The organism is Bacillus xiamenensis, from assembly GCF_001857925.1.
Taxonomy (GTDB): Bacteria; Bacillota; Bacilli; order Bacillales; family Bacillaceae; genus Bacillus; species Bacillus xiamenensis.
The window spans coordinates 703,754-729,233 of record NZ_CP017786.1 but is presented as its reverse complement, the minus strand read 5'-3'; the positions used below and the strand labels follow the sequence as shown (position 1 = coordinate 729,233).

Below are 25,480 nucleotides of genomic sequence, written 5' to 3'. Positions count from 1 at the left end.
GGGACCGTACATGAAAATTTATGTCGTATACGATAGTGAAGGTGACCATACAAAAGCACTTGCAGAAGCGATTGCAGCGGGCGCAGGTGAAACAGAGCAAGCTGAGGTGTTCATTGATCATGTGAAAGATGCGGATATTCGCAAGCTTGATCAAATGGATGCGATCATTTGGGGTTGCCCTGGTCACTTTGGTACCATTAGTTCAGGATTAAAAACATGGATTGACCGCCTTGGCTACTTATGGGCAGAAGGAAAACTGATTGATAAAGTCGGTGCTGTTTTCTGTACAACGGCTACAACACACGGCGGATTAGAAATGACAATGCACAATTTGATTACACCTATGTTCCATCAAGGGATGCTTGTGGTTGGTCTTCCTGGAAATGTTCCAGAGAATGCGTTATACGGTTCTTATTATGGAGCGGGTGTGACTTGCCCAATTGATTCTGATGAAGTGATTTCTGCAGAAGGCATTGAGCTGGGGAAAGCATTAGGAAGACGTGTAGCATCAGTCACTGCGTCATTTAAGCGATAAGGAGAGGGTTCTTTTGGCGACGATTATTGTAGCGTTAGCAGCTGCTATTCTAGTCATTATTGGATTAGTAGCGTTCAATGTCAGACACGCTTCGGTCGAGAAGGAAGAGGTCAAAGAAGATGTGTCTAATCAGTCTCACGCGCCGCGCAGCGAGCCAAAAGTTGCGGCGAGACCTGTAGAGCCTGTTGAGGAAGAAAAAGCGTCAGAGCCTTCTCGAACGGACGATACGGCGTCTGGCGACGATTTCTATAGACAGGCGCTTCAAAAGTTTAAACAGCCAGAACCACCTGTCAAAGAAGAAGAACCAGAGACGAAAATGAATGATGATATGTATCGTTCTGCTCTGCAAAAGCTTAAGCAGAAGGACAAATAAAAAAGAGAACCTCTCAGCAGGTTCTCTTTTTATTGCACAAAAAAACCGACGGCAGAAGCCGAGCGGTTTTCCTTCACTCTATAAAGTGCTAAAAGAGCAATGCTCTTAAATTACGCTTTGTTAACGTTAGCAGCTTGTGGTCCACGGTTACCTTCAACGATTTCGAAAGAAACTGCTTGACCTTCTTCTAAAGTTTTGAAGCCTTCGCCTTGGATAGCAGAGAAGTGAACGAATACATCGTCTTGACCTTCTACTTCGATGAATCCGAAACCTTTTTCAGAGTTGAACCATTTTACTTTACCTTCTAACATGAAATTTCCTCCTAAAGCGATCTTAACGCTTAAATTCACTATTCTTGCTCTTACACAAACTTCAAAGACGAAAACTATTTCAAAACTTTCTTCTTAAAGATGATACGAACAAAAATAATTACCTTTACTTTACCAGTGTTTGCGGGAAAAAACAACTGTTATACGAAAACTTTTTTAAAAATAATTAGCGCTAACAAATTGAGGAAAAAGCTTATCTGAAATGATCTCTTTTTCGCTTTGAAAAGCTCACTTGGTTTCGGCCTGACTGCTTCGCTTTATAGAGCTCCTGGTCCGCTATAATCGGTAATTGTTTGATGTTTTCACTTGCTCCTGTATCATAAGCACATCCAAGTGACGCCGTGATGTGAATAGACGTTCCGTTTTGTAAATAAATCGGCTGGTCCGCTATTTTTCTCCGCAATCGCTCTGCAATTTGCCATGTTTTTTCAACTGAACAATTCGGTAAAAGCACAGCAAATTCTTCACCGCCAATTCGCCCGATATAATCAGAGCTTCTTGTGTTTTTGATCAGCCTTGTTCCGATTTCTTTTAAAACAATATCTCCCTCATGATGCCCATATTGATCATTGATGGATTTAAAATAATCAATGTCTAGGTAAATAAGGGACATTTGATGGAGAGGCTGCTTTAATTTGAGAGCAAAAGCGTCACTTAATACCTCATCAAACTTCCGTTTATTTAACAAACCAGTTAAAAAGTCATAATGAGCTTGGGATTTATACAAATTTAACAGCTGATAGGCTTTTGTTTGATGCTCAATGACATAAAAGTTAAATAAACCGGCAATATACGAGAAAATCCAGTAAGCGACATGCAGTTCAAATGTTGTTTCATGGACGACGGTGATAAATAAAATGGTCGCTATGACGTTGCTGATTGTAATAGATAACAGCATTTTTACGACATGATTGATATGACGTTCAGCAATCAAAAAAGAGGCTGTTGCGATAAACGTCATAGAAAAAATATTGATGAAAGAAGCGACGTTGACTTCAATTAATAATCGCCCGATGATGACAACACATGCTGCGATGAACGTTTGCGCGATGCCTCCGTAAAATGCCGTTAAAATAAGGGGAATATGTCTTAAATCAATGATGGCTGGTCCTGCTTTAATAGAGAAAAACATTAAGAGGACACCGAGTAACCCAGAAATCATGCCTTTGCATACTTGTCTGAGCAGGGTATCTTCCTTCTTTAGAAAATTCTCTTTAAACACAAGCATCAATAAATAATGGAAAGTAACAAGAATTGTTAAATTAATAAAGAGGTCTCTTAGCAAAATAAAATCACCTTTTTAAAATTACTAAAATTTGTTGCAAAAGAAAAGGGGAGCAAGATAATTAATAAAAAATTTCACTTATGAGGGGGTTAAAAAATGGGGAGAAAACAATTTCCAGATCAATCGGACTGGCTTTCTTTTTTTGAGACGAGGCCTGTTGAAGGGTTTGAACGAGATATGCCTATTGAATATCAAGATCTAACATTTCGGTTTGAGAATCAAGAAGAGCGATTTGTGGTGACGATGTTACTTGGGGTTCAAGAGTTTTCTTTAAAGGCTGTTCGAAAAAAAGATGCATCCGTTTTAGGCGTGTATGATTTTAAAACCGTGAGACATGTCGAAATAAAAAAGGACCGGCAGCATGAGAAAGAGCTTTTGATCATACTAGATGATGTGGATCGGTTTGTTATCACGGTCGAAATCACCTTTTTGCCTTCCTTCTGCATGATGGTGAAAGAGCACTTTTCAGGAGAGTAAACAGGAGCCTTTTTCGTGAAGGCTCCTGTTTTGATTATTTGTGCTCGATGTCATTGAGCACTTGCTGAATAGATTCATCATCCATGACATTCATGACATTTTCATCAATGTGAAGTGACTGTGCGTAAGATTCTCTTGGCTTGTGGGTTTGATGCGTAGTTGATGATGATGGCTGCTGCTGTGATTGGTTTGTCTGGACAGCGGTGAAAGCCTGTTTAATCATTTGACCGACTTCAGCCGTTCCTTTAGATTCTTTCTGTGCATGCGATTTCGAATGTGACTCATGGCGAGATGGCTCATGACGGTTATGATCGTGGCCTTTCATCATTGAGGACAAGTTCATTTGTGTCATGCGGCTGATTCTTTTCCGTAATACAGGGGAGAACAGTGCAATCACCGCTGTCGAAGCGGCGATCATTGTGCCAGTGCTCATGCCTTTTCTTCTTTTAAACAAACGAATCCCTCCAGTTGATCGTGATGATACTTCTTTATCATGTTTAGGATGACCAAAGAAGGCTGAATTATGAATTCATTTTCCTGAAATAGAGGATGTGTGCATAAAAAGCCTGCTGGATGAAAAACCTATGAACAAAAGGAGGGATAATTGATGAATAAGAAATGGATGCTTTCTTTACTACTCGTTCCGACATTGATGACTACTGGGTGTGGAATGAATAATCAAGGCGATGAGCGAAGAGGAACAATGAATCAACAGTATGAAAATGTCACATATAAGAACGAAAACATGAGACAGGATCAGCCAAATGTTCAAACACCTCAGAAGGTCAAAGTGGCAGACAAAGCGTCAGAGCTTGTTGCTAACATGTCTGAAGTGAAAACAGCGAACGTACTTGTCACAGGGAAAAATGCATTTGTTGCCGTTGTGCTTGAAGGCAATAAAAGCGGTGATGTCACAGATGATTTGAAAAAGAAAATTTCTGATAAAGTAAAATCTACTGATCAACAAATTGATAACGTGTATGTATCCGCTAATCCAGACTTTGTCGATCGTATGACAGGGTACGGAAAACGTATTAGAAGCGGAGAACCAATTTCAGGATTCTTTGACGAATTTACTGAAACCGTTCGACGTGTTTTCCCTGAATCAAAATAGCTACGACAAAAGCCGTATGTCAAATGCGGCTTTTTTGTTTGGAACCGCACCTTGTGCACCTGAATGCATAAAGTAAAAAATAGATCACCTCTTGTTGATCTTTGTTTTTTCATAGAGAGAAAAAGAGGTTGCAGGATGAATTCAGGTGGGGAGTAAATGAAAGCAAAACCGGTATTGATTCATAAAAAACTTGTAAGCGGAATGATTGCAGCAGGTTTGATTTTTTATGCGTTCACCGCATATTTGATTTATGTTGCGTTTCAGCTGACAGGACAATATTTAGAACAGCAGTCCTCTCCGAAAACAGTATTAACGGAGGGACTCAATAAACAGGTCTATGAACATATTAGAATTTACTATGCAGAGGAAGAGGACGCCTTTGTCGATTTGACCATAGAGGCGCTGGAAAAGGCAAAGAAGAGAACGATGTCAGTGTTTCAGTTTGAACCTGACAAAGCGTTAGATATCATTTACTTTGATGATAAAGAGACGATCGAGCAATTTGCAGGCATCAAGCATATTACGGGTTTTTACTCTGATTATGATCGCATGATTGGATTATACCCAGATAAACGGGAAGAATTGTTGAAAAAAGAGACACTGCCCTTATACTTTTTCAACACGTTATTCATTCATGAGTATGCTCATTTCGTTTTCTATGAAAGCGTGCATGCATACAAGGTGTCTCCAGTCATCTTTCCACTTTGGTTCCATGAAGGAACAGCAGAATGGACGGCCTATGATGTGCTGAATGCCACGTCTGAACGGTTCGATGTCATTCCTTTTCAATCTCTTCATTCTGATCAAGACTGGCAGAATTCTCGAACGACGTATGAGACAGACGTCTATTTACAAAGCTACTATATGATCTATGAGTTGGTACAACTTTATGGACGAGATATCATACATGAGATCATGGAGGAAACGGCGAAAACCGGCCGTTTTGATAGAGGCTTTGAACAAGCGACAGGACAACGTCTCACAAATTTTGAAGAGCACTTTACACTGATCTATCAAAGAAAAAACGGCTGACCAGGAAAATAGGTCGGCCGTTTTTTGTCTAATGAAGCGGCTTTTGCTGATTGGCTTTGCTTGGCGGCATTTGAACTTGTCCCTGCATAGGGGCAAAAGTAGATGTCATCGCTTGCATGTCTTGAGTTGTAAGCTGCGGAACTTGATAGTAGCCATGTTTGTTTTGATATAAGAAAATTTCATACGCCATTTCAATAAAGTTCGGAATTTGCGCTGCAAGTACCCGTCTAACGACAGGATTTGTTACCTCTAAAGCGGTCATTGACAGTAATCCTGCATGTGATTTCACGAGACCGAGCATATGCCCTGTAATCCCTGCGTCTTTTACGTCCTGCATTGACTGATTCGGCTTCTTCGGCTGTGACGGTTTAATCCCGTATGTGACCTGTGTTTGTTCTTTCATCATATAAGTAGCAGTGTCTTCACTAGGCTTTTGTCCAGTAGAAAAACAATCTACCGTGACATTGTACTGCGACAAAATGAATTGATATTGTCGATCTAAGATGTCGGATAATGCAGGATCTTGGATGAACTGCCGAAAGATCATGTATTGATCCAAAATATTAATGGTGCCTGCTAAAATTTCATGTAAATCGAATAACTCGTGCCCGCCATGGTTGAATTCAGGCTGCTGAGCATGTCCTTGTCCGAATGACTGTTGATCGTTTTGCATAGAAATTCCTCCTATTGTTTATACATTCTGTTTTAATGTGAGGAAATTTTCCTTCTTTCATACAAAAAACATTATTTACAATTAGAGGGTTTTCTTCCTTTTTGTCGAAAAAAAGTATCAGACGAATGAACATGGGGGTAGCAGATGCAGGACAAAATCATTAATCGTTTGATAGAAGACGAACATGTGCAGGCACCAGTGATTGGCATCGGTGTTTCGCCGTTTGAGCAGCATCATCTCGAGGCTTTTTTTCAATCATTTCCACATGAATTAAATGCCTCTTTTATTGTTGTGCAAAATCATGTGACGGACGATTGTGTAATTGATTTGGAAGCACTTGTTTTACCGATTGGCTACCGGGCAAAAACGATTAAACATGGTGAGAAAGTCATGCAAAAAACGATTTATGCTTGTCCGCAGCATGCAGTTGTGACATTGACAGAAGATAAACGGCTGCACATATCGGAGCAGCTTCCAACGAACAAGACATGCGCTGTCAATTCGTTGTTTCAGTCACTTGCCAGCGTGCAAAAGGAAGAGGCCTATGCGATCTTTTTCCAAAAAGGCTATTGTGTAGGAAGTGGTTTGCTTCAATTAGTTGAGCAAGGCGGTACAGCCTTATCATGCAGTGAGACAAATAATGAGCTGGATAGTATGCAAACATTTCAAGACCCTTCTGCACTTGCGGCTTATATTGGAAACATCATCACGGCTTCGCATATCGATATTTCCAACCCTGTTTTGGTCAGAATCATTGAACGTCTTGAAATGCATAAAGGAATTGCATTTTCAACCTATGACAAGAATAGGCTGCTCTCTGTTCTTCAAAAAAGAATGCGGAGTGCCAAACAACCGATTTCATCATTGGCAGATTATGATCGTTTATTAGACAGAGAATCAGATGAGCTTGATCGCCTACATGTACAGCTTCTCAGTGGGACGACTTCTTTTTTTAGGGATATGGAAGCTTTTCGTGTATGTGAACATAAGGTCATTCCGTCGATCATTGAAAATACAATGAAAAACGGGAAATCTCGATGCCGCATTTGGATTGCAGGCTGTTCTACAGGTGAAGAAGCCTATTCTTTTACGATTTTATTTTTAGAAGAACTGAAGCGAAGACAAGTGTCCGTTGAACTTCAAGTGTTTGCAACAGACATCAACCGAAAAGCCATACAAAGGGCAAGTAAAGGGGTGTTTTCCGCTGAGTCTATGGCGAGGATGCCAGAAAAATGGAAGACGCGATATTTCGAAAAGAAAGGTGACGCTTATATTGTGAAGCAGTCGCTTAGAAAACATATCGTCTTTGCTCCTCACAATTTATTGATTGATTCACCTTTTATCCACCTCGATTTTATCAGTTGCCGAAATGTTCTGATGTACTTCCAGCCAGAAGTCCAAAAACGAGTATTATCCCGATTCCAATATGCATTAAAGGATCAAGGGATGCTGATACTAGGGCCGAATGAAACGGTCCCCAATATACCTCGTTTATTTCATTTGTTCAATGAAAAGTGGAACATTTATACCCACTCAAACGTTTCTAAACACAATGTGCCTTGGGCGCAAGACTCGTGTGATATGGAGTTAAAAGAACGAGCTGCCCAATATATGAAAGAAATCGCCCAGGATGATGCATGCATCGTCATAAATGATTGCGACAAAATCCTCGCAATGTCAGAGGGTGCCTCTTCTTTTTTAGAACATACAGAAGTGTCAGATCAATCTTGTAAATATGTAACACCAGATTACATGAAAGAGATGTTGAGTCAATCCTTTCAAAAGGTGTGGACAGAAGAGACCGAAGTGGTATTTCAGCATGTCCCCATCTCTGAAAATGGCAGACAGCAGTATGCTGATTTTACAGTGAAAAGTTTTGATCGCCGTTTCAAGGGAGTATACGTCATTCTCATTCGAATGAGTGAGAGAGGAAAAAATCAAAAGAACGGCAGGGACAAAGAGATGCAAGAGCAGAATTCAGTCTATCAACAGCGAATTGTCGATTTAGAAAACGAGCTCAATGAGGTGAAACAAAAGGAGCAGGAAGCAAGAGCCGAACTAAAAGAAAAAAACATGCAGGTAGAGAAGCTTGAGAAAACCCATGAACATTTTATTAATATCATAAACAATTTGAAGGTGACAAGAGAAGAACTGTACCGGCCATCTGTGAAGCCAGAGATTGCCACGTTGTTTGTCGACTGGGAAATGAATATTCACTATAACACACCTACAGCTGCCTCTTTATTTACTTCAGCTCAAGCCCGGAACCAGCAAACTTTTCAATCAATGGCGAAGAAGCTCACGCAGGAAATACTCTATCATGACATTCAATCTGTCATGTCGGACAGGCGCATCATCGAACGTGAAATTGAAACAAACGATGGAGAACAATTCATCGTGCATATCACACCTCACTATGAACAGGATCATGAGGGAGCGGTGATGACTTGGTTCAAAATGACGGAAATGACGAAATTGAAGCAGGCACTTCATCTTTCGGTGACAGCACTAGATAACAGCCATATTCATATTGTGGTCGCAACGGAGGAAGGGGTCATTCAATGCGTGAATCAGCGCTTTTGTCAGTTTGTACAGAAGCATGAATACAACCTGATCGGGAAAGATGTTTTTTCTGTCTATCAAGCGTTGTGTCAATGTGATGATTTAGCTAAGCAATGGGACGTTTGTTTAAGAGAGGGCAGCTGGTCTGGGGAGTTGTATTTTCAGGATTTATCCGGACGTGAGCGGTGGGAGAGAGTCTCATTACATCGAATTGATGATCCTGGCAAAATGCAGACATCCGTCATGCGCATTTCAGAGGATATTACGAGTCAAAAGCAGTCGGAGAAAATGCTGATGAAGTCAGAAATGCTGTCGGCAGTTGGTCAGCTTGCAGCTGGCATTGCCCATGAGATACGAAACCCGCTTACGTCGTTGAAAGGCTTTTTGCAGCTGATGATTCAAAGTAAAAAGTATCAGAAGGATTATGCGGATGTCATGATGTCAGAGTTTAACCGGCTTGAAGCGATTATTAATGAATTCCTTGTGCTCTCTAGAAGCAAGTCTGTTAATTTTGAGCCAGTACATGTCAATCTTCTGCTTGAAGAAGTCATTATGGTTGTTGAATCGCAGGCGGTCTTAAAAGGAGTGTCCATTCAAAAAAAACTTTCTCCATCACTCCCTAACATTCAAGGCATACCGAATGAACTGAAACAAGTCTTTCTGAACATTCTTAAAAACGGAATTGAAGCGATGGATGGTGTGAGAGGTGTGATCCAAGTGACCTCCATGCTGAAAAATAATCAAATGATGCTGATATTTGAAGACCAAGGAAAGGGCATACCAGAAGATGAGATTGCGAAACTGGGTGAACCGTTTTATACAACGAAAGAAAAAGGGACGGGACTGGGATTGATGATGACGATTAAAATTATTGAAAGCCATGGCGGTACCATTCGTTTTGAAAGCAAAAGCTTTGAAGGGACGCGCGTGATTATTACGTTTCCAACGAATTCTTAGGGATAAGTTTTACATGAAATCCATCCAGCATCAATATTTACTTTGTACACTATGAGAGATGAAGCTCAAAGGGGAGAGATCTAATGAAACGTATGCAATCCATTCGAATGATCTGTTGTTTGGTTTTGGTGATATTTAGTCTGCAATCCTTACTGCCTGGTATCATGACAGCGGAGCCGGTCAGTGCATCTGACAAGAAGGAAAATGTCTCGAAACAAATGAAGCAAGTGACCATCAAAAAAGCCCGTAAGCTCATCGGAGAGACGGTGACGGTGAGTGGAATTGTGACAGCAGATCAATCCGCTATAGGAAATGGGAAGCTCTCAACATATATTCAAGACAAGACCGCTGGAATGAATATTTATTCTGCGCAGCCGAACAATTTTCCGGAACTGAAAGCTGGTATGAAGGTGACGGTGACTGGCAAGGTAACGCTATATAAAGGGCTGGTTGAAATTGTGCCAGATCAAGACCGTTTGCAGATAGATGCTATGAATCAACCATTGCCAGCGCCGAAGCGAGTCTCCATTAAACAACTGGAAACGGATCATGCAGGTAAATATGAAGGAAGACTTGTAAAAGTCAAAGGCTACGTGGAATTAAAACCAGACCAGTCTGCTGGCGGCGGTTACAATGTAACCATGATCGATCGGAAATATCATAGCACTGTCCTTAGAGTGATGGAGAATACGGGTGCCATTGATCAAGTGAAGACAGGGAAATGGTATGAGTTTACAGGGATTCTAAGCAGATACGATACGCTGCAGGTGCTGCCAAGGCACAAGGCTGATATCAAACTGCTGAAACGTCAGCCAAATCCGCCAAACATCAAGAAAGAATATCAGGCAACCGTTGACCGTGTTGTAGATGGAGACACCATTCATTTAAAGAAGCCAGTGCTAGGTACGACAAAGGTGCGCTTTGTTCATATGGATACGCCGGAAACCTATCATAAGCCCAAAAATGAATTAGATCAGAACCAACTGCGCTTTGGACAAAAAGCGACTGATTATTTAAAAACACTTCTTTCAAGCGGTGATCAAGTGACATTAAAGATTGGCCCTGAAGCGAAGGATGGCTATGGACGTCTTCTAGCTCAAGTGAAAACCAAAAAAGGCATCAATACGAACTTAGAGCTTGTGAAAAAAGGATATGCCCCTACTTATTTCATCTGGCCTGTTGGAGATGAAAAAGAGTACGATGCGTTTCAGCAAGCTGTGAAAGAAGCGAAGGAAAAAGGGCTGGGTATTTGGAATGAAGCGGATCCTTTGATAGAACAGCCATTTGAATTTAGAGCGCGTGAGCAGAAAAAAGGGCTCACACGTTATGTCGGTGATTCTTCTGCAAAAACCTACGTATCACCTGACAACTGGAAAGAGGTTGATGTAGAGAAACGTGTCTTTTTTGCCTCAAAAGAAGAAGCAGAGCAGGCTGGATATCAGGCATCCACGTCATCTCGTGAAGTACCATTAACCATTTTAAGCATGAATGATTTACATGGGAAAATTGATCAGCAATATGAGCTGGATCTAAAAGGTGATGGCAGTAAAGGAATGTATGGACGGATGGATTATGTGGCGGCTTATATGAAACAAAAACAAGCGTCACAAAAAAATACAATCACGGTCCATGCAGGAGATATGATTGGCGGGAGCTCACCGGTATCATCTCTTTTGCAAGATGAACCAACAGTTGAACTAATGGAGAACATCGGTTTTGATGTCGGTACAGTCGGCAACCATGAGTTTGATGAAGGCGTTGATGAACTATTGCGTATCCTAAACGGCGGGGAACACCCTAAAGGTACAAAAGGATACGACGGCCAGAACTTCCCGCTTGTTTGTGCGAATTGTGAATACAAGGATACTGGGAAACCGCTTTTACCTGCTTATGAAATCATAGATGTTGAAGGAATCCCAGTGGCATTTATCGGTGTTGTCACAAGATCAGCCGCGGGCATGGTGATGCCAGAGGGAATTAAAGATATTCAGTTTACAGATGAAGTGAAAGCAGTCAATGAAGCAACGAAGGAATTAAAGCAAAAAGGGGTCAAAGCCATTGCGGTACTGGCTCATATGACAGCCTCTCAAAATGGCGATACCATTACTGGAGAAAGTGCGAAACTTGCCAAAGAAGGTGATGATGAAATTGATGTCATTTTTGCTGGACACAATCACGAAGTAGTCAATGGGGAGGTCAATGGGAAATTAATCGTTCAAGCCTTTGAATATGGAAAGGCCATTGGAGAAGTCAATGTCACACTGGACCGGAAAACAAAGGATATTGTCAAAAAGAGTGCAAACATTCAGTATGTAGACCAGACTGGTATTGAAAAGGACAAGGAAGCAGCGGACATTTTAGATCGCTACGGCAAAGAAGTTGAACCGATTATTAGTGAGGTTGTAGGAGAAGCAGGCGTCAAAATGGAAGGCGGCTATTCAAATGATGGAGACACACCGCTCGGTAACCTCATTGCGGATGGGATGAGATATTCGATGAAAAGTGACTTTGCCATGATGAATGGCGGCGGTATCAGGCAGCATCTCGAAAAAGGGCCGATTACATGGGGAGATCTCTTTAATATTCAGCCATTTGGCAACGTTTTAGTCAAGCTGGAAATTCAGGGGAAGGATTTGGTCGATATCATTGAAGCACAAATCTCTCCTCAATTTGGACCAGATTATAGCATTTCAGGCTTTTCATATTCCTATGATCCGTTAACATATAAAGTAGTCGACTTGAAACTGCCAGATGGTTCACCAGTTGTTTTCGATCAAACGTATACACTCACAGTGAATAACTTCATGGCCACTGCAACTGGAAGTAAATATGCGCCAATCGGGCGGTTAGGGAAGAACCCTGAAACGGGTCCAGAAGATTTAGAAGCGACCGTTGCTTTCGTTAAGAGCTTCGAGGGCGCTGCCATTGTGTATCAAAAAGAGGGCCGAATTGAGAAAGTAAAACTAGAAGAAAAGGCAGCAGCAAGCTGAAGGCTCATCACCTCAGAAGAATCATTGTTTAAGACGAAGGAGTTAAAGCATGAAAAAATGGCTTGCAGTTACTGTAATGACAGCGGGAATTGCGCTGCTCGGCTGGGGAATATGGCAAATCACCTCTACTCATCTTCAAACAGCACAATCATTAGAGGAAGCGAAGAAGGTGGTAGCGGCCGATCAAGGGATGTCAAAGAAGACGTTTGCTCCTGAAATGGGAAAAGCCTCAGGCATTCTCACCATTCCGAAATTAAAGGCGGACCTGCCGATTGTCGAAGGGACGGATGCGGACGACCTTGCCAAAGGAGTCGGGCATTATAAAGGCAGTTATTATCCTGATCAACATGGACAAATTGTTCTGTCTGGGCACCGGGACACGGTCTTTCGCCGGACAGGTGAGCTGGACATTGGAGATCAACTGAAAATCACAGTGCCATACGGGGAGTATGTGTATGAAATCACGCATACGAAAATTGTGGATCAGCATGATACATCCATTATCACTCTGCAGAATAAAAAAGAAGAGCTCGTACTAACCACATGCTATCCATTTCATTTCGTCGGTAATGCACCAGAGCGATACATTATTTATGCGAAAAGAGCATCTGTTTCATGAAAAAAGAGCCTGCGTATGGGGCAGGCACTTTCTACATGTTGTCCATTAGTTCAGCCATATCAGCTGGAAGCGGTGCTTCTATTGTAAGCTGCTCGCCTGTAAATGGATGTTTCATGTCTACTTGCTGGGCATGCAGAGCGCATCTGTTGATATGCTCACACATACCGCCATACAATGTATCTCCAGCTAAAGGATGCCCGGCACTGCTAAGATGAACACGAATTTGATGCGTTCTTCCTGTTTCTAACTGCAGCTTGACGGCTGTCATCTGTAAACGTTTATTGCGTTTGATGACCTCAAAATGAGTCAATGCGCTTTGACCAGTCGGGGATATTCTCCTTCTGACTGCATGGTGCTTGTCGCGCCCGATTGCCGCATTGATCGTTCCTTTCTTTTTCTGAAAAAGCCCTTGTGCGATGGCCATGTACGTTCTTTTTATCAATTTTTTAGAAAGCATTTGATCAAGGACAGCATGCGCTAACCTGTGTTTGGCAAAAATGACGGTGCCGCTTGTGTCTTGATCAAGCCTGTGAATATGTCTGACCCGTTTTTCCTCCCCGTTCGCTTGAAAATGGAAGGCGACAAGGTTGGCAAGTGTGCCCGTCTGCCCTTTTTCATTCGGATGTGTTGGCCGGCCAACTGGCTTTTGTACAATCAGTAAATGCTCATCTTCAAAAAGCACCTCTAATTCTCCGTATTCTGGCGTCACATCGCTTTCTTCTGTTTCAAATAAATCAATGATGATTTGATCGCCTTCACTGACTTTTGCTGCGTGGTGTGCAGGCTTTTGATTCAGGCGCACTTTTTGGTGCTCCATCCAAAACTGGATGATCGGCTTTGAGGCAGACACTTCGTCTTTTAAACATTGACTTAAGGAAGTGCCTTGATGCTGCTCACCTACTTTTAGTGAAAGGGTGTGTCCTTTTATGATCATGATATCTGGTCCTCTCTTTGGGTATATATAGGAAACACTTACCTTGGCGAATGCCTTTTTTTCTGTGCTATTCTGAATGGAGAAATAACGACAGAGAGGTAGATGTCACGTGAGATTAATGAAAGCTGCTACAGACCTTCAAGAGCAGGCAATTGAAGAAATTGCCAAGGAAGTTGAAGAGCTTTTACCCCATTCTTTACATGGAGAACAGCGGCAGAAACAACGCCCGCTTACATTCATTGATGGTGTTTATAATGGGACAATGGATGATGCTTTTCGTATCTTATCAGGTCTTCAGCTATTACATACCATTATGTTAAAGCCAAAGCGTCATATCACCAAACGAGATCGTGAGTTATTTGAGCTGAACCGTGAACAAGTCAATGCGTGCGGCTTTTCTTTTCCGTTTGACTTAGATGATTTTGCAGGCCGTCACCTTCAAAATGCGTAAAAGCTGGTGTGAACTTCCTTGTTAACTTACAAGGTAGCCGCACATACTATTTTTAAGGGAACGGAGAAACCTTTAAGATCTGTAATACCAAACCCGCTCTTTTTCACATTCTTTATTCTCCACGAATCGGAGCGCTTGGATCTCTTGCAGAATGAATCGAACATGATAGGAGCCTGACAAACGATGCAGGCTCCTTTTATACATAATCATTTTAGCAGACATTCATCTTTGAAAGTCAATTTTATTCACGATATGATAGCATGGAGTATCGTATTTAAGACTTTCGTAAAAAAAGGAGTGGCCTCGTTGGTAAAGGCGATTATATTTGATTTTGATGGATTAATTTTAGATACAGAAACACATGAATATGAGGTTCTGCAGGAAATGTTTGCAGAGCATGAATCGGAGCTGCCTCTTTCGGTATGGGGAAAGGTCATTGGGACGCAGGCAGGCTTTAAGCCCTTTGAATATTTGGAACAGCAGGTAGGGAAGACACTAGATCATGAGGCGCTTACAGCGGACCGGCGTTCCCGTTTTCAAAAGAGAATGAAGGATGAATCAGCAAGACCTGGTGTAGAAGCTTATTTAGAGGCAGCAAAGGAGCTTGGGATTAAGATTGGACTTGCCTCAAGCTCAGACTATAAATGGGTGTCTGATCACTTAAAGCAAATTGGGCTTTTTGATTATTTTGAATGTATCCGCACGTCAGATGATGTGGAAGAAGTCAAACCGAATCCAGAACTTTATTTACAAACTGCCAAATGCTTAGGTGTAGATCCGAAAGATTGCGTGGCATTTGAGGATTCTGTGAATGGAGCAGTCGCTGCCAAACGAGCAGGCATGAAATGTGTGATCGTCCCAAATAAAGTGACAAGCACGCTGCAATTTGAAGAATATGATGTCAGATTAGAATCAATGGCTGAAATCGAATTGCTCCAACTATTCCATCAGCTTGAAAAAGAGGATCAGTAAGGGGGCAAAAACATCATGGCAGAAAAATTAGATTTAACACGGTTTGAAAAAAGAATGGTGATCCGTAATATCAGGGAAGAAGATATTGATCGAATCATTGCACTGCAAGAGGTATGCTTTCCGGGCATGGACCCTTGGAAACGAGAGCACCTTGAAAGCCATCTTGAACATTTCCCAGAAGGGCAGTTTTGTGCGGAATTCGAGGGGGAAATCATTGGCTCTTGTTCAAGTTTATTAATTAACTTTGATGAATACGATGATCGGCATACTTGGCAGGACATTACAGATGATGGGTACATCACAAACCATAACCCAGATGGGATGAATATGTACGGAATTGAAGTGATGGTGAGTCCTGATTACCGCCGCATGAAAATTGGTCATCGTTTGTATGAAGCAAGAAAAGACTTAGCGAGAAGATTAAATTTAAAAAGCATCATTATTGGCGGACGTATCCCGAATTATCATAAATATCAAGAGGAAATGACGCCCCGCCAATATGTTGAGCAGGTCATGCTGCACCAAATTTATGATCCTGTTTTATCTTTTCAGCTGTTAAATGAATTTAGCCTCATGCGGATCAATCCGAATTACTTGCCGGATGATAAAGCGTCCAGCACGTATGCGACGTTGATGGAATGGAACAATGTCGATTATCGCCCGCAATCGAAAAGATATTATAAATCGGCTTTCCCGGTTCGAATTTGTGTGATTCAATATGCGATGAAACAAATTCATTCCTTTGAGGAATTTATGAATCAAGTCGAGTATTACGTGGATGTTGCATCAGATGCGTCAGCTGATTTTGCTGTTTTCCCGGAAATTTTTACGACGCAGCTCATGTCATATTTAGAGGAGAGATCCCCAAGTCTAGCGGTGCAGCGGATTACGGAATATACTGAGGACTACATTAATTTGTTTACAGATCTCTCTGTAAAATACAACATTAACATCATCGGAGGTTCTCATTTCGTTGAAGAGGAAGGGAAAATCTACAATATCGCCTATTTATTTAGACGTGATGGAACGATTGAAAAGCAATATAAGCTTCATATCACGCCGAATGAACGAAAATGGTGGGGGATTTCAAGTGGTGACCAAGTCCGGGTGTTTGATACCGACTGCGGCAAAATTGCGATTCAAATTTGCTACGATATTGAATTCCCTGAGCTGGCCCGGATTGCGGCTGATAAAGGAGCGAAAATTATTTTCACTCCGTTCTGTACAGAAGACCGCCAAGGCTATTTAAGGGTGCGTTACTGTGCGCAGGCTAGAGCGGTTGAAAATCAGATTTACACAGTGATCTCAGGAACTGTTGGAAATCTTCCGCAAACAGAAAATATGGATGTCCAATATGCACAATCTGCTATCTTTGCACCATCTGACTTTGAATTTGCAAGAGATGGCATTGTAGGGGAGTGCAACCCGAATATAGAAATGGTTGTCGTCGGTGATGTCGACTTAGAAATATTAAGAAGGCAGCGTCAAGATGGGACGGTTCGCCAGCTGAAGGACCGAAGAAGAGACGTGTATCATATTGAATATAAGAAATAACCAAAACAAGCGCCCCGCTGTAATGTAGGGCGCTTGTCTTTTATATTTACATTTTCTTTAATGCGGATGTAGCAAAGTGGGCAATGCTTTTGGCAGCTAAAAATGGAACACCTGATTTGATGAGAGATTGATCAATCGTTTTTTCTACTTGTTTCCATGTAAGATCAGGTTCTTCTAAAAGACTTTTTAAATCAGGCCCTACATGTTGATTGAAAAACTGTTCAAATTGTTCACGTTTTTCTTGTCCTGCAAGCACTTCTAATTTTTGTAACCATTTTTCTTGTTTGTCTAAAGAAAGTTTGATGTTTTGTTTAATTGTGTCTGTGATTGAAGGAAGCTGAAAATCACTCTGTGCTGTAACCTGCTTAGTTTGAATAAAGGCAGCATCAGCTGTCTGTGTGAACGGTGAAGCGAATAAAAGGACAGTAGTGGAGAGCATCAAAGATTTTGCGATTGTTTTCATCAAGAAAACCTCCTAGTTTTTTAGTATCATGTTCGAGATTCATTATATATTTTTGTTAAAATAAGGTAATGAGTCTTGGCGCTTATTTTTTCTTGTGACAAAGGGATGCCAAATCAAAAGACGAATATACTGAAAGGACATCATGTTTTAAAAAGGGAGAGGGATATGGGGCGACAATCTAAACATCTGTATATTAATTTGCCGGTCAAGGGTGTGAAGGAGTCAAAGGCTTTTTTTGAGCAGCTAGGGTTTGACTTTGATCAGCGATTGACGAATGATCAGGCCGCTTGTTTGGTGATAAATGATACGATCACCGTCATGTTGCTATCACTCAAGCATTTTCAATCCATTTCAGAGAAGCAATTGGTGGATGCTAGGCATGGATCAGAGGTCATTATCTCGCTGCAGGTTGATTCGAAGGAAGAGGTAGATGAGCTGGTGGAGCAGGCGATCGCAGCAGGTGGATCGCCGTTTAAGGAAAAACAGGATCATGATTTCATGTATGGCTGGAGCTTTCAGGATCTTGATGGTCATTTGTGGGAAGTGTTTTATATGGATGCGGAGAGAAGCGGCCTTTCATAAGGGTGCTTCTTTTTTATTGTTTATCAGTGGTATGATAATAAGAAAGCAAAAAAATAAGGAATTCATCTAGAGAAAAGTAGGTGCAGCATGGAGTTTTTACTTGTCTTAATGCCAGTGTTCGGCATTTTCCTCATAGGATATATTGGGCAAAAGGCAATTGGTTTTGATATACATACGCTCTCATCAATGTCTTTATATTTAATGTCACCATTTCTTGCGTTTGAAACCTTTTATCAAAATAAAGTATCGATGGACTATGTGTACTTATCTATATTTGTCATAGGGCTCTGTCTTTCCCTTGTTTTATGTGTCTTCATTTTATCTCGTATTTACGGATATTCGAATGAAACGTATTGTGCCATGATTTTGTCATCAGCATTTATGAATAATGGGAATTACGGCACGCCCGTTGTCCTTCTTGTCTTTGGAGCAGCTGGTTTAGATATTGCCATCGTTTTGATGGTTCTCCAGCAGCTTGTCATGAGTACAATCGGCATGTATTATGCAGCAAAAGGCGGAGAGGATGCGGGAGATCTAAAGGTCGTGTTGAAAAAGGTGCTGCGTATGCCGGTTGCATATGGGGCGCTCCTCGGCCTATTATTTCAGCTCATTGACCTTTCATTACCTAAAGAGCTTATGACGGGTGTTCAGCTTGTTGGGGATGCAGCGATACCGACAATTATGCTCATTTTAGGCATGCAGCTTGCAGTGATTTCTTTTAAACAAGTGGATTATCGCAATATTTCCTATGCTGTGCTGCTAAAGTTATTTATTTCACCACTGATCGCATTCGGCTTTACGCTTATTTTACCGGTAGATGATTTGGTGAAACAAATTATGATCTTAGTTGCAGCCATGCCGACAGCAGCGAATACTACGCTGATGGCTGTACAGTTTCGAACGAAGCCTGAGTTTGTCTCAAGCACGACGTTTCTTAGTACCATATTAAGTATCGTTACTTTACCTGTTTTATTATGGATTTTATCCATGCACCCTCTGGGATAGGGGACGACACACAAAAAGGGGGATATATGAATGAATGTAGATGTTCATTTCCAAGTAAGTGATGTGTTAAAAACGAAGTATTTTACACATGCGAAGGTATTAGCAGGGGAAAAGGGACTGTTTCGTCAGGTGAAATGGGTTCATGTGTTAGAAGTGCCTGCTGTAGAGGATTTGTTAAATGGGGGAGAGCTCATCCTAACGACGGCCGCAGGCTTTCAGGATCAATTGGATGTGTTTCAAGATTTTTTAAGCCAGCTGATTGATTCAGGTGCAGCCGGCCTGTGTATTGAATTTGTACCGCTACGATTGGATGTGCCTGAAGAACTGATTGCTTATGCAGAAGAACGAGATTTTCCGCTTATTCTGTTTACAAAAGAAGTGAAATTCGTCAACATCACGCAGCACCTTCATACGATGATGATCGAGCGTCAGTATCAAATGATGGCGGATTTAGAAGCATTATCATCAAGACTGAATGAGCTTTTACTGAAGCCTCATCCACAGATGGATATTTTGGATCAAGTGTATCAGCATGTGAGAGGAATTCTTTTACTCATACCTGTTCAAGGCGAGCCCATTATTTTATGTGATTCTTCCAAACAAACAGAAGAGCTTGTCATGAATTATTTAGCACATGCTTCCTTGCCAAAAGGATACGAAGTGACTCAAAAGCAAGTCTTGGCACTTAAACAAACTTTTGCAGACCTTGTGCTTATTCATCAATCGAACACGCTTTCAGAATTTGAACTGCTTGTGCTTGATAAGGGAGCGAATGCCCTTGCCCAGCAAACATTAAGGGAGCTTTATACAGAAGAGCTGAAGAAGACAAAAGAGAACGAATGGCTGCAGCAATGGTTTCATGAAGAGCATACAGAAAGAGATATTTTAGAACACCTTGAGGATACGGAAGGATTAAAAAAAACGACCGGCTGTGTGGTCATGCTTTTTCAAAAGAATCATCAGCTGGAAGACATAGCAGGAAACCTTTATTTTCTCGTCTCTTGCCGCTCCATTTTTCAGCGTGCTGGTTTCCATTTGATCGTGTATGAGCATCAGGGACAAACCTTATTTATTTTATTGAATACAAGAAAGATTGAAGACTGGAAAGAGCGTGCAGAGAAAGCAGCAAATGAAATCAAGCAATTATATGATCGGGAGCAGCCTCATGGCACAGTCATCAATTTTGGAATCGGGCAGTATTGTGAGCAGTTTCAGCACATGAGAAAAAGCTTTCAATCAGCGAAAGAAGTGCTGCATTTAAAGAAAGTGATGCCGCAGCGGGTAGAAAGCCCATTTTATCAAGATTTACACATGCTTCGGCTCATGCCTGTTATGAAAGAGAGCGGACTATTAGAAAGTATGGTGAAAGAGTATTTAGAGCCGGTGATTTTATATGATAAACAAAATAGCGGAAGGCTCTTTCAGACGCTGAATATCTTTTTACAGACAAATGGTTCTAAAAAAGAAACCGCAAGCCAGCTCTATATTGTCAGGCAGACACTTTATCACAGACTTGATAAGCTGCATGCGCTGCTTGGTGAGGATATGATGCAATCACCAAAACGCCAAGCGCTTGAATTTGCAATCCTTGCTTATGAATTTTTGCAAGGGAACCGCCATTAACTGCGCATGTTAGATTTGCCAACGTATCAAGTAGAGTGTCTTATGGTTCTTTTCAATCAGTTGACGATCTGTCTAATGTAATGTGCCTTGCCCCTTTTTTATAATAAAAGCAACGATTGGTTCGCTCTAACGGGCGGTCTTGTTTCAGTTTCATATGCCTCACTTTTCATCCATATAATGAATGGAGAGGCCATATGCTGGACCGGTCGAAGTTTCTTTAATGATGAAAACGGATACATGGGGGCGTGGGAAGATGAAAACACATGAGCAGGCTCAAGATCTTCAGGCGAAAGATGATCAGTTGATTTGGCATCATATGAAAGGAACAAACAAGGAAAATGAAAGTATGGTCATTCATGAGGCAGAAGGCGCATGGGTGACAGATATTCACGGGAATCGATATTTAGACGGAATGTCAGGCCTATGGTGTGTGAATGCTGGATATGGCCGAAAAGAGCTTGCAGAAGCGGCATATCAGCAATTAAATACGATGCCTTACTATCCGCTGACACAAAGCCATGTACCAGCCATTCAGCTGGCTGAGAAGCTCAATGAATGGCTTGGCGGAGACTATGTGATCTTCTTTTCTAACAGCGGCTCTGAGGCGAATGAAGCTGCATTTAAGATTGCCAAACAATATCATGCGCAAAAGGGAGAGAGTACACGCACGAAATTCATTTCCCGATATCGATCGTATCACGGCAATACAGCAGCCGCTCTCGCCGCAACGGGTCAAGCGCAGCGTAAATATAAATATGAACCATTAGGACAGGGCTTCATCCATGTCGCACCCCCTGATATGTATCGGCATCCTGAGGACCAAGAGAGCTTGGCAAGTGCTGATGCAATTGATCAAGCGATGACGTGGGAATTAAGCGAGACCATTGCCGGGGTCATTATGGAGCCGATCATTACGGGAGGCGGTATCTTAATGCCGCCAAAAGGATATTTGAAGAAGGTTCAAGAAATCTGTGAAGATCATGGGGCACTCCTCATTGTGGATGAAGTCATCTGCGGCTTTGGCCGAACTGGAAAGCGGTTTGGTTTTATGCATGAGGAAGTAAAGCCAGATATCATCACCATGGCAAAAGGGATCACAAGCGGTTATTTACCGCTTTCTGCAACGTGCGTGAAACGAGAAATCTATGAAGCGTATGCAGGAGAAGATACGTATGACCGGCTGCGTCATGTGAATACATTTGGGGGTCACCCTGCTTCCTGTGCGGTTGCACTTGCCAACCTGGACATTATGGAAAACGAGCAATTAGTGGAGCGGTCAGATACACTTGGCCGAGACATGCTCGATCGCTTGCAGGAGTTAAAAAAGCATCCGTTTGTCGGTGATGTCAGAGGAAAAGGCTTGCTGTTTGGGATCGAGCTTGTTCAGGATCAGCAGTCCAAAAAGCCAGCTGATCCAAGTGTTGTCGGTCAATTCATTGCAGAATGTAAAAAACGCGGGTTGATCATCGGAAAAAATGGCGATACGGTGGCTGGTTATAATAACGTTGCACAGATTGCACCGCCGCTCAATATCACAGATGAAGATGCCTCATTTATTATTCATACTTTAAAAGAAAGCATGGCACAGCTATAGCAGAGAGAATCCTCTGCTTTTTTTATGTGCAGGTAAGTAGAGGCAGCTAGGTTGAATGGGCAATGGACACACTAGGTGTATTGAAAAAAACATGAGATTCTATTACTGTAAGGAGAAGGCTAAACCAATACACTTTAGAAGGAGACGGCATATGAGTTTTCATGATCAACCCATTCTACCTGCTGTTCGTAATATAAAGCAATTTGAGGAATTTTTAAAAAGTCCCTTTACATATGGCGTCTTACTTGATGTTCACTTAGGCCGGCTGAAGGGCATCATGAATGAGGCAAACGCACATCATAAAAAAATGTTTGTCCATGTCGATTTAATTCATGGTATCAAACATGATGAGTATGGAACGGAGTTTATTTGTCAGGAAATGAAACCGGCAGGCATTATTTCTACTAGGTCTTCTGTCATAGTAAAAGCCAAGCAGAAAAAGGTATATGCCATACAGCGAATGTTTTTACTTGATACAAGTGCGATGGAAAAAAGCATGGAGTTTGTTGGGAAACATCGTCCGGATTTTATTGAAGTATTGCCGGGTGTCGTGCCAGATTTGATTACAGAAGTGCGCGAAAGAGCTGGAATACCAATATTTGCAGGAGGGTTTATCCGAACAAAAGAAGATGTAGAAAGGGCGCTTGCAGCAGGAGCGACAGCTGTGACGACATCGAATACAGCGCTTTGGAAAGCGTTCCAAAAGTGAAAAAGATAAAATGTGAAATTTGATTGACAACGTTTTCATCCTCTGATACTATAGCACTAAGTTAATAATATGTGATGGAGAAATGGAGATCCACAACAACGCTTTACTAGGTGACAAATGACCCTGATGTAAAGTCTGTTTGTTGTGGATCTTTTTTTCTTTATCTTTTCTACACATTTATAGGGGATGGCAACTGAACCAGAGGAGGAATTTTTCATGACACCATTTTGGGGTGAAGTCGTAGGTACAATGCTACTGATTATTTTTGGAGGCGGTGTATGTGCGGCCGTCAGTTTAAAGAAATCGCTTGCATATCAGTCTGGCTGGATTGTAATCGCTTTCGGTTGGGGATTTGCGGTGGCTATTGCAGCATATGCAACTGGTGGAATTAGCGGCGCACATCTAAACCCGGCGCTCACAATTGGTCTTGCTTTAGAAGGAAGTTTTCCTTGGGCTGATGTTCCAATGTATATTACCGGTCAAATGCTTGGCGCATTACTCGGAGCTATTATTGTCTTTTTACATTACTTACCGCACTGGAAAGCAACAGACGATCCAGGTGCAAAGCTAGGCGTATTTTCAACTGGTCCAGCGATTCCGCATACTTTTGCGAACGTACTAAGTGAAGTGATTGGCACATTTGTATTGGTAGTAGGAATCTTGGCGATCGGTGCAAATAAATTTGCAGACGGGGTCAACCCGCTGATTGTTGGTTTCTTAATTGTGGCGATTGGTCTTTCGTTAGGTGGAACAACTGGTTATGCAATCAACCCTGCACGTGATTTAGGTCCGAGAATTGCACATGCAATATTGCCGATTCCAGGTAAAGGGCCATCTAATTGGAAATATGCTTGGGTGCCTGTTGTTGGTCCAATTTTAGGTGGAGCGTTTGGCGGTGTTTTCTACAATGCAGCCTTTAAAGCAAACGTCACGCCAGCTTTTTGGATTGTAAGCGTTATTTTAGTTGTGGTATTGTTAGGACTCTATGTCTCTACGAAAAACCAAACAAATACTGTAAATGAAAGTATGTAAGGGGAGGAAAACACCATGGCAAAAGAAAAATATATTCTCGCATTAGATCAAGGGACAACAAGCTCAAGAGCGATTTTATTTGATCAAGAGGGCAAAATTGCACATACAGCACAGAAGGAATTCAATCAATATTTTCCGAACCCAGGCTGGGTAGAACACAACGCAAATGAAATTTGGAGCTCTGTTCTATCTGTTATTTCAACTGCTTTAATTGAATCAGGAATCGAAGCAGATCAAATCGCAGGTATTGGGATTACGAACCAGCGGGAAACAGCTGTTGTTTGGGATAAACATACAGGCGCACCTGTTTATCATGCAATTGTTTGGCAGTCTAGACAAACATCTGGCATTTGTGAAGAACTGAAAGCACAAGGACATAATGAGACGTTCAGAAATAAAACAGGTCTTCTCATCGATGCCTATTTCTCAGGTACAAAAGTGAAATGGATTTTAGACAATGTAGAAGGTGCACGTGAGAAAGCGGAAAATGGCGACTTACTATTTGGCACAATCGATACATGGCTCATTTGGAAAATGACTGGCGGTAAATCACACGTGACAGATTATTCGAATGCGTCAAGAACACTCATGTTCAATATTTACGATCTGAAATGGGATGAAGAATTACTTGATATTTTAGGCGTGCCTGCTTCCATGCTGCCAGAGGTCAAACCATCATCACACATTTATGGTGAAACGACCGACTATCATTTCTTCGGTAAAAATATCCCGATTGCAGGAGCGGCGGGAGACCAGCAGTCTGCGCTATTCGGTCAGGCTTGCTTTGAAGCAGGAATGGCAAAGAACACATATGGTACAGGATGTTTCATGTTGATGAATACAGGGGAAAAAGCAATTAAGTCGGATCATGGATTATTAACGACGATTGCATGGGGCATTGACGGCAAAGTTGAATATGCTTTAGAAGGAAGTATTTTCGTTGCTGGTTCAGCTATCCAGTGGCTACGTGATGGACTTAGAATGTTTAAAGACTCGAAAGACAGCGAAGCTTATGCAAAGCGCGTAGAATCAACAGACGGCGTCTATGTCGTTCCAGCATTCGTTGGTCTAGGCACACCATATTGGGACAGTGATGTCAGAGGCGCTGTATTCGGTTTAACACGCGGTACTTCCAAAGAGCACTTTGTCCGTGCAACATTAGAATCACTTGCTTATCAAACGAAAGATGTATTAGATGCGATGGAAAAGGATTCAAACATCTCATTAAAAACATTGCGTGTCGATGGCGGAGCTGTGAAGAATGACTTCTTAATGGGCTTCCAAAGTGATTTACTGGATGTACCAGTAGAACGTCCAGAAATTAATGAAACGACGGCACTCGGTGCGGCCTATCTTGCGGGAATAGCAGTTGGCTTCTGGAACGACCGTTCAGACATTGCAAACCAATGGAACCTTGACAAGCGCTTTGAGCCTAAAATGGAAGAGGACAGCCGCAACTCGTTATACAGCGGGTGGAAAAAGGCTGTAAAAGCAGCTCAAGCTTTCAAATAAACAAAAAGTATGGTATACTTCAAGTAAGTTAATAGAACGGTTGGAGAACTGGAGAGACCGCAAGCACCGAAGTGTAGAAATACGCTTTGGGTGTTTGCGGTCT

General features: G+C 41.8%; 24 protein-coding genes. 18 read left to right on the top strand and 6 right to left on the bottom strand.

From position 1 onward, the window contains the following. Positions 1-10 precede the first annotated feature (10 nt). Both BK049_RS03620 and BK049_RS03615 read left to right on the top strand, forming a co-directional pair. Entirely contained in the window at positions 11-535 is a 525-nt protein-coding gene (locus tag BK049_RS03620; RefSeq protein ID WP_008358701.1) for an NAD(P)H-dependent oxidoreductase, read from the top strand. Positions 536-548: 13 nt separating this feature from the next. Next, positions 549-908, top strand: coding sequence for a hypothetical protein (locus BK049_RS03615; protein ID WP_008358703.1), 360 nt, complete (start codon positions 549-551; stop codon positions 906-908). A gap of 110 nt (positions 909-1,018) precedes the next feature. On the opposite strand, the gene cspB is transcribed toward BK049_RS03615, so the two are convergent. Further along, entirely contained in the window at positions 1,019-1,219 is a 201-nt protein-coding gene (gene cspB, locus BK049_RS03610) for a cold shock-like protein CspB (protein WP_003212277.1), read from the bottom strand. A gap of 211 nt (positions 1,220-1,430) precedes the next feature. Continuing rightward, a complete protein-coding gene (locus BK049_RS03605; protein WP_071167856.1) occupies positions 1,431-2,522 on the bottom strand; it encodes a diguanylate cyclase in 1,092 nt (363 codons plus the stop codon). A 96-nt stretch (positions 2,523-2,618) separates the two neighbouring features. Here BK049_RS03605 and BK049_RS03600 point away from each other — a divergent pair, with 96 nt between their 5' ends. After that, positions 2,619-2,999, top strand: a complete 381-nt coding sequence (locus BK049_RS03600; RefSeq protein ID WP_008358708.1) for a hypothetical protein — start codon at positions 2,619-2,621, stop codon at positions 2,997-2,999. A 34-nt stretch (positions 3,000-3,033) separates the two neighbouring features. Here the strand turns inward: BK049_RS03600 and BK049_RS03595 are convergent, their stop codons facing one another. Further along, positions 3,034-3,453: a spore coat protein gene (locus BK049_RS03595; RefSeq protein ID WP_071167855.1), complete on the bottom strand. Its 420-nt coding sequence runs from the start codon at positions 3,451-3,453 to the stop codon at positions 3,034-3,036. 153 nt (positions 3,454-3,606) lie between these two features. Between BK049_RS03595 and BK049_RS03590 the strand changes: the two genes are divergently transcribed. Together BK049_RS03590 and BK049_RS03585 are read left to right on the top strand one after the other, a co-directional pair. Continuing rightward, positions 3,607-4,113, top strand: a complete 507-nt coding sequence (locus BK049_RS03590; RefSeq protein ID WP_008358712.1) for a YhcN/YlaJ family sporulation lipoprotein — start codon at positions 3,607-3,609, stop codon at positions 4,111-4,113. Between the two features lie 156 nt (positions 4,114-4,269). Beyond that, positions 4,270-5,145: a hypothetical protein gene (locus BK049_RS03585; RefSeq protein WP_008358714.1), complete on the top strand. Its 876-nt coding sequence runs from the start codon at positions 4,270-4,272 to the stop codon at positions 5,143-5,145. 28 nt (positions 5,146-5,173) lie between these two features. Here the strand turns inward: BK049_RS03585 and BK049_RS03580 are convergent, their stop codons facing one another. Continuing rightward, positions 5,174-5,818, bottom strand: a complete 645-nt coding sequence (locus BK049_RS03580; RefSeq protein ID WP_071167854.1) for a spore coat protein — start codon at positions 5,816-5,818, stop codon at positions 5,174-5,176. 144 nt (positions 5,819-5,962) lie between these two features. Here BK049_RS03580 and BK049_RS03575 point away from each other — a divergent pair, with 144 nt between their 5' ends. The 3 genes from BK049_RS03575 (at position 5,963) to BK049_RS03565 (ending at position 12,946) form a co-directional block, all read left to right on the top strand. Continuing rightward, positions 5,963-9,337 (top strand): CheR family methyltransferase, encoded by a 3,375-nt coding sequence (locus BK049_RS03575; RefSeq protein WP_071167853.1) that lies wholly within the window; start codon positions 5,963-5,965, stop codon positions 9,335-9,337. An 83-nt stretch (positions 9,338-9,420) separates the two neighbouring features. After that, the gene (locus BK049_RS03570) at positions 9,421-12,327 is read left to right on the top strand and encodes a 5'-nucleotidase C-terminal domain-containing protein (protein ID WP_071167852.1); all 2,907 of its coding nucleotides are present in this window, start codon (positions 9,421-9,423) and stop codon (positions 12,325-12,327) included. 49 nt (positions 12,328-12,376) lie between these two features. Next, the gene (locus BK049_RS03565) at positions 12,377-12,946 is read left to right on the top strand and encodes a class D sortase (RefSeq protein ID WP_071167851.1); all 570 of its coding nucleotides are present in this window, start codon (positions 12,377-12,379) and stop codon (positions 12,944-12,946) included. Between the two features lie 31 nt (positions 12,947-12,977). Here BK049_RS03565 and BK049_RS03560 read toward each other — a convergent pair whose 3' ends face one another. Further along, positions 12,978-13,880 carry an RluA family pseudouridine synthase gene (locus tag BK049_RS03560; protein WP_071167850.1) on the bottom strand — a complete coding sequence of 301 codons (903 nt, stop codon included), beginning with the start codon at positions 13,878-13,880 and terminating at the stop codon, positions 12,978-12,980. Between the two features lie 109 nt (positions 13,881-13,989). Between BK049_RS03560 and BK049_RS03555 the strand changes: the two genes are divergently transcribed. From BK049_RS03555 to BK049_RS03545, 3 genes are all read left to right on the top strand, one after another. Further along, on the top strand, positions 13,990-14,331 hold the full coding sequence (locus BK049_RS03555; protein ID WP_008361526.1) for a DUF5365 family protein: 342 nt from the start codon (positions 13,990-13,992) through the stop codon (positions 14,329-14,331). Between the two features lie 306 nt (positions 14,332-14,637). Continuing rightward, entirely contained in the window at positions 14,638-15,303 is a 666-nt protein-coding gene (locus BK049_RS03550) for an HAD family hydrolase (protein WP_071167849.1), read from the top strand. 15 nt (positions 15,304-15,318) lie between these two features. Next, a complete protein-coding gene (locus tag BK049_RS03545; protein ID WP_008361523.1) occupies positions 15,319-16,857 on the top strand; it encodes a bifunctional GNAT family N-acetyltransferase/carbon-nitrogen hydrolase family protein in 1,539 nt (512 codons plus the stop codon). 46 nt (positions 16,858-16,903) lie between these two features. Here BK049_RS03545 and BK049_RS03540 read toward each other — a convergent pair whose 3' ends face one another. Next, a complete protein-coding gene (locus BK049_RS03540) occupies positions 16,904-17,320 on the bottom strand; it encodes a hypothetical protein (protein ID WP_008361521.1) in 417 nt (138 codons plus the stop codon). Between the two features lie 165 nt (positions 17,321-17,485). Here BK049_RS03540 and BK049_RS03535 point away from each other — a divergent pair, with 165 nt between their 5' ends. The 7 genes from BK049_RS03535 to glpK all read left to right on the top strand — a co-directional run bounded on the left by BK049_RS03535 (position 17,486) and on the right by glpK (position 25,377). Beyond that, positions 17,486-17,902 carry a VOC family protein gene (locus BK049_RS03535; RefSeq protein WP_071167848.1) on the top strand — a complete coding sequence of 139 codons (417 nt, stop codon included), beginning with the start codon at positions 17,486-17,488 and terminating at the stop codon, positions 17,900-17,902. Between the two features lie 87 nt (positions 17,903-17,989). Next, on the top strand, positions 17,990-18,907 hold the full coding sequence (locus BK049_RS03530) for an AEC family transporter (RefSeq protein ID WP_008361518.1): 918 nt from the start codon (positions 17,990-17,992) through the stop codon (positions 18,905-18,907). Between the two features lie 30 nt (positions 18,908-18,937). Further along, positions 18,938-20,530: a PucR family transcriptional regulator gene (locus BK049_RS03525; RefSeq protein ID WP_008361515.1), complete on the top strand. Its 1,593-nt coding sequence runs from the start codon at positions 18,938-18,940 to the stop codon at positions 20,528-20,530. 253 nt (positions 20,531-20,783) lie between these two features. Then, positions 20,784-22,124: an aspartate aminotransferase family protein gene (locus tag BK049_RS03520; RefSeq protein WP_071167847.1), complete on the top strand. Its 1,341-nt coding sequence runs from the start codon at positions 20,784-20,786 to the stop codon at positions 22,122-22,124. 151 nt (positions 22,125-22,275) lie between these two features. Then, on the top strand, positions 22,276-22,833 hold the full coding sequence (locus BK049_RS03515; RefSeq protein ID WP_008361512.1) for a glycerol-3-phosphate responsive antiterminator: 558 nt from the start codon (positions 22,276-22,278) through the stop codon (positions 22,831-22,833). Positions 22,834-23,049: 216 nt separating this feature from the next. Further along, positions 23,050-23,865, top strand: coding sequence for an MIP/aquaporin family protein (locus BK049_RS03510; RefSeq protein ID WP_008361510.1), 816 nt, complete (start codon positions 23,050-23,052; stop codon positions 23,863-23,865). 15 nt (positions 23,866-23,880) lie between these two features. Beyond that, entirely contained in the window at positions 23,881-25,377 is a 1,497-nt protein-coding gene (gene glpK / locus BK049_RS03505; protein WP_008361508.1) for a glycerol kinase GlpK, read from the top strand. The last annotated feature ends 103 nt before the right edge of the window (positions 25,378-25,480 follow it).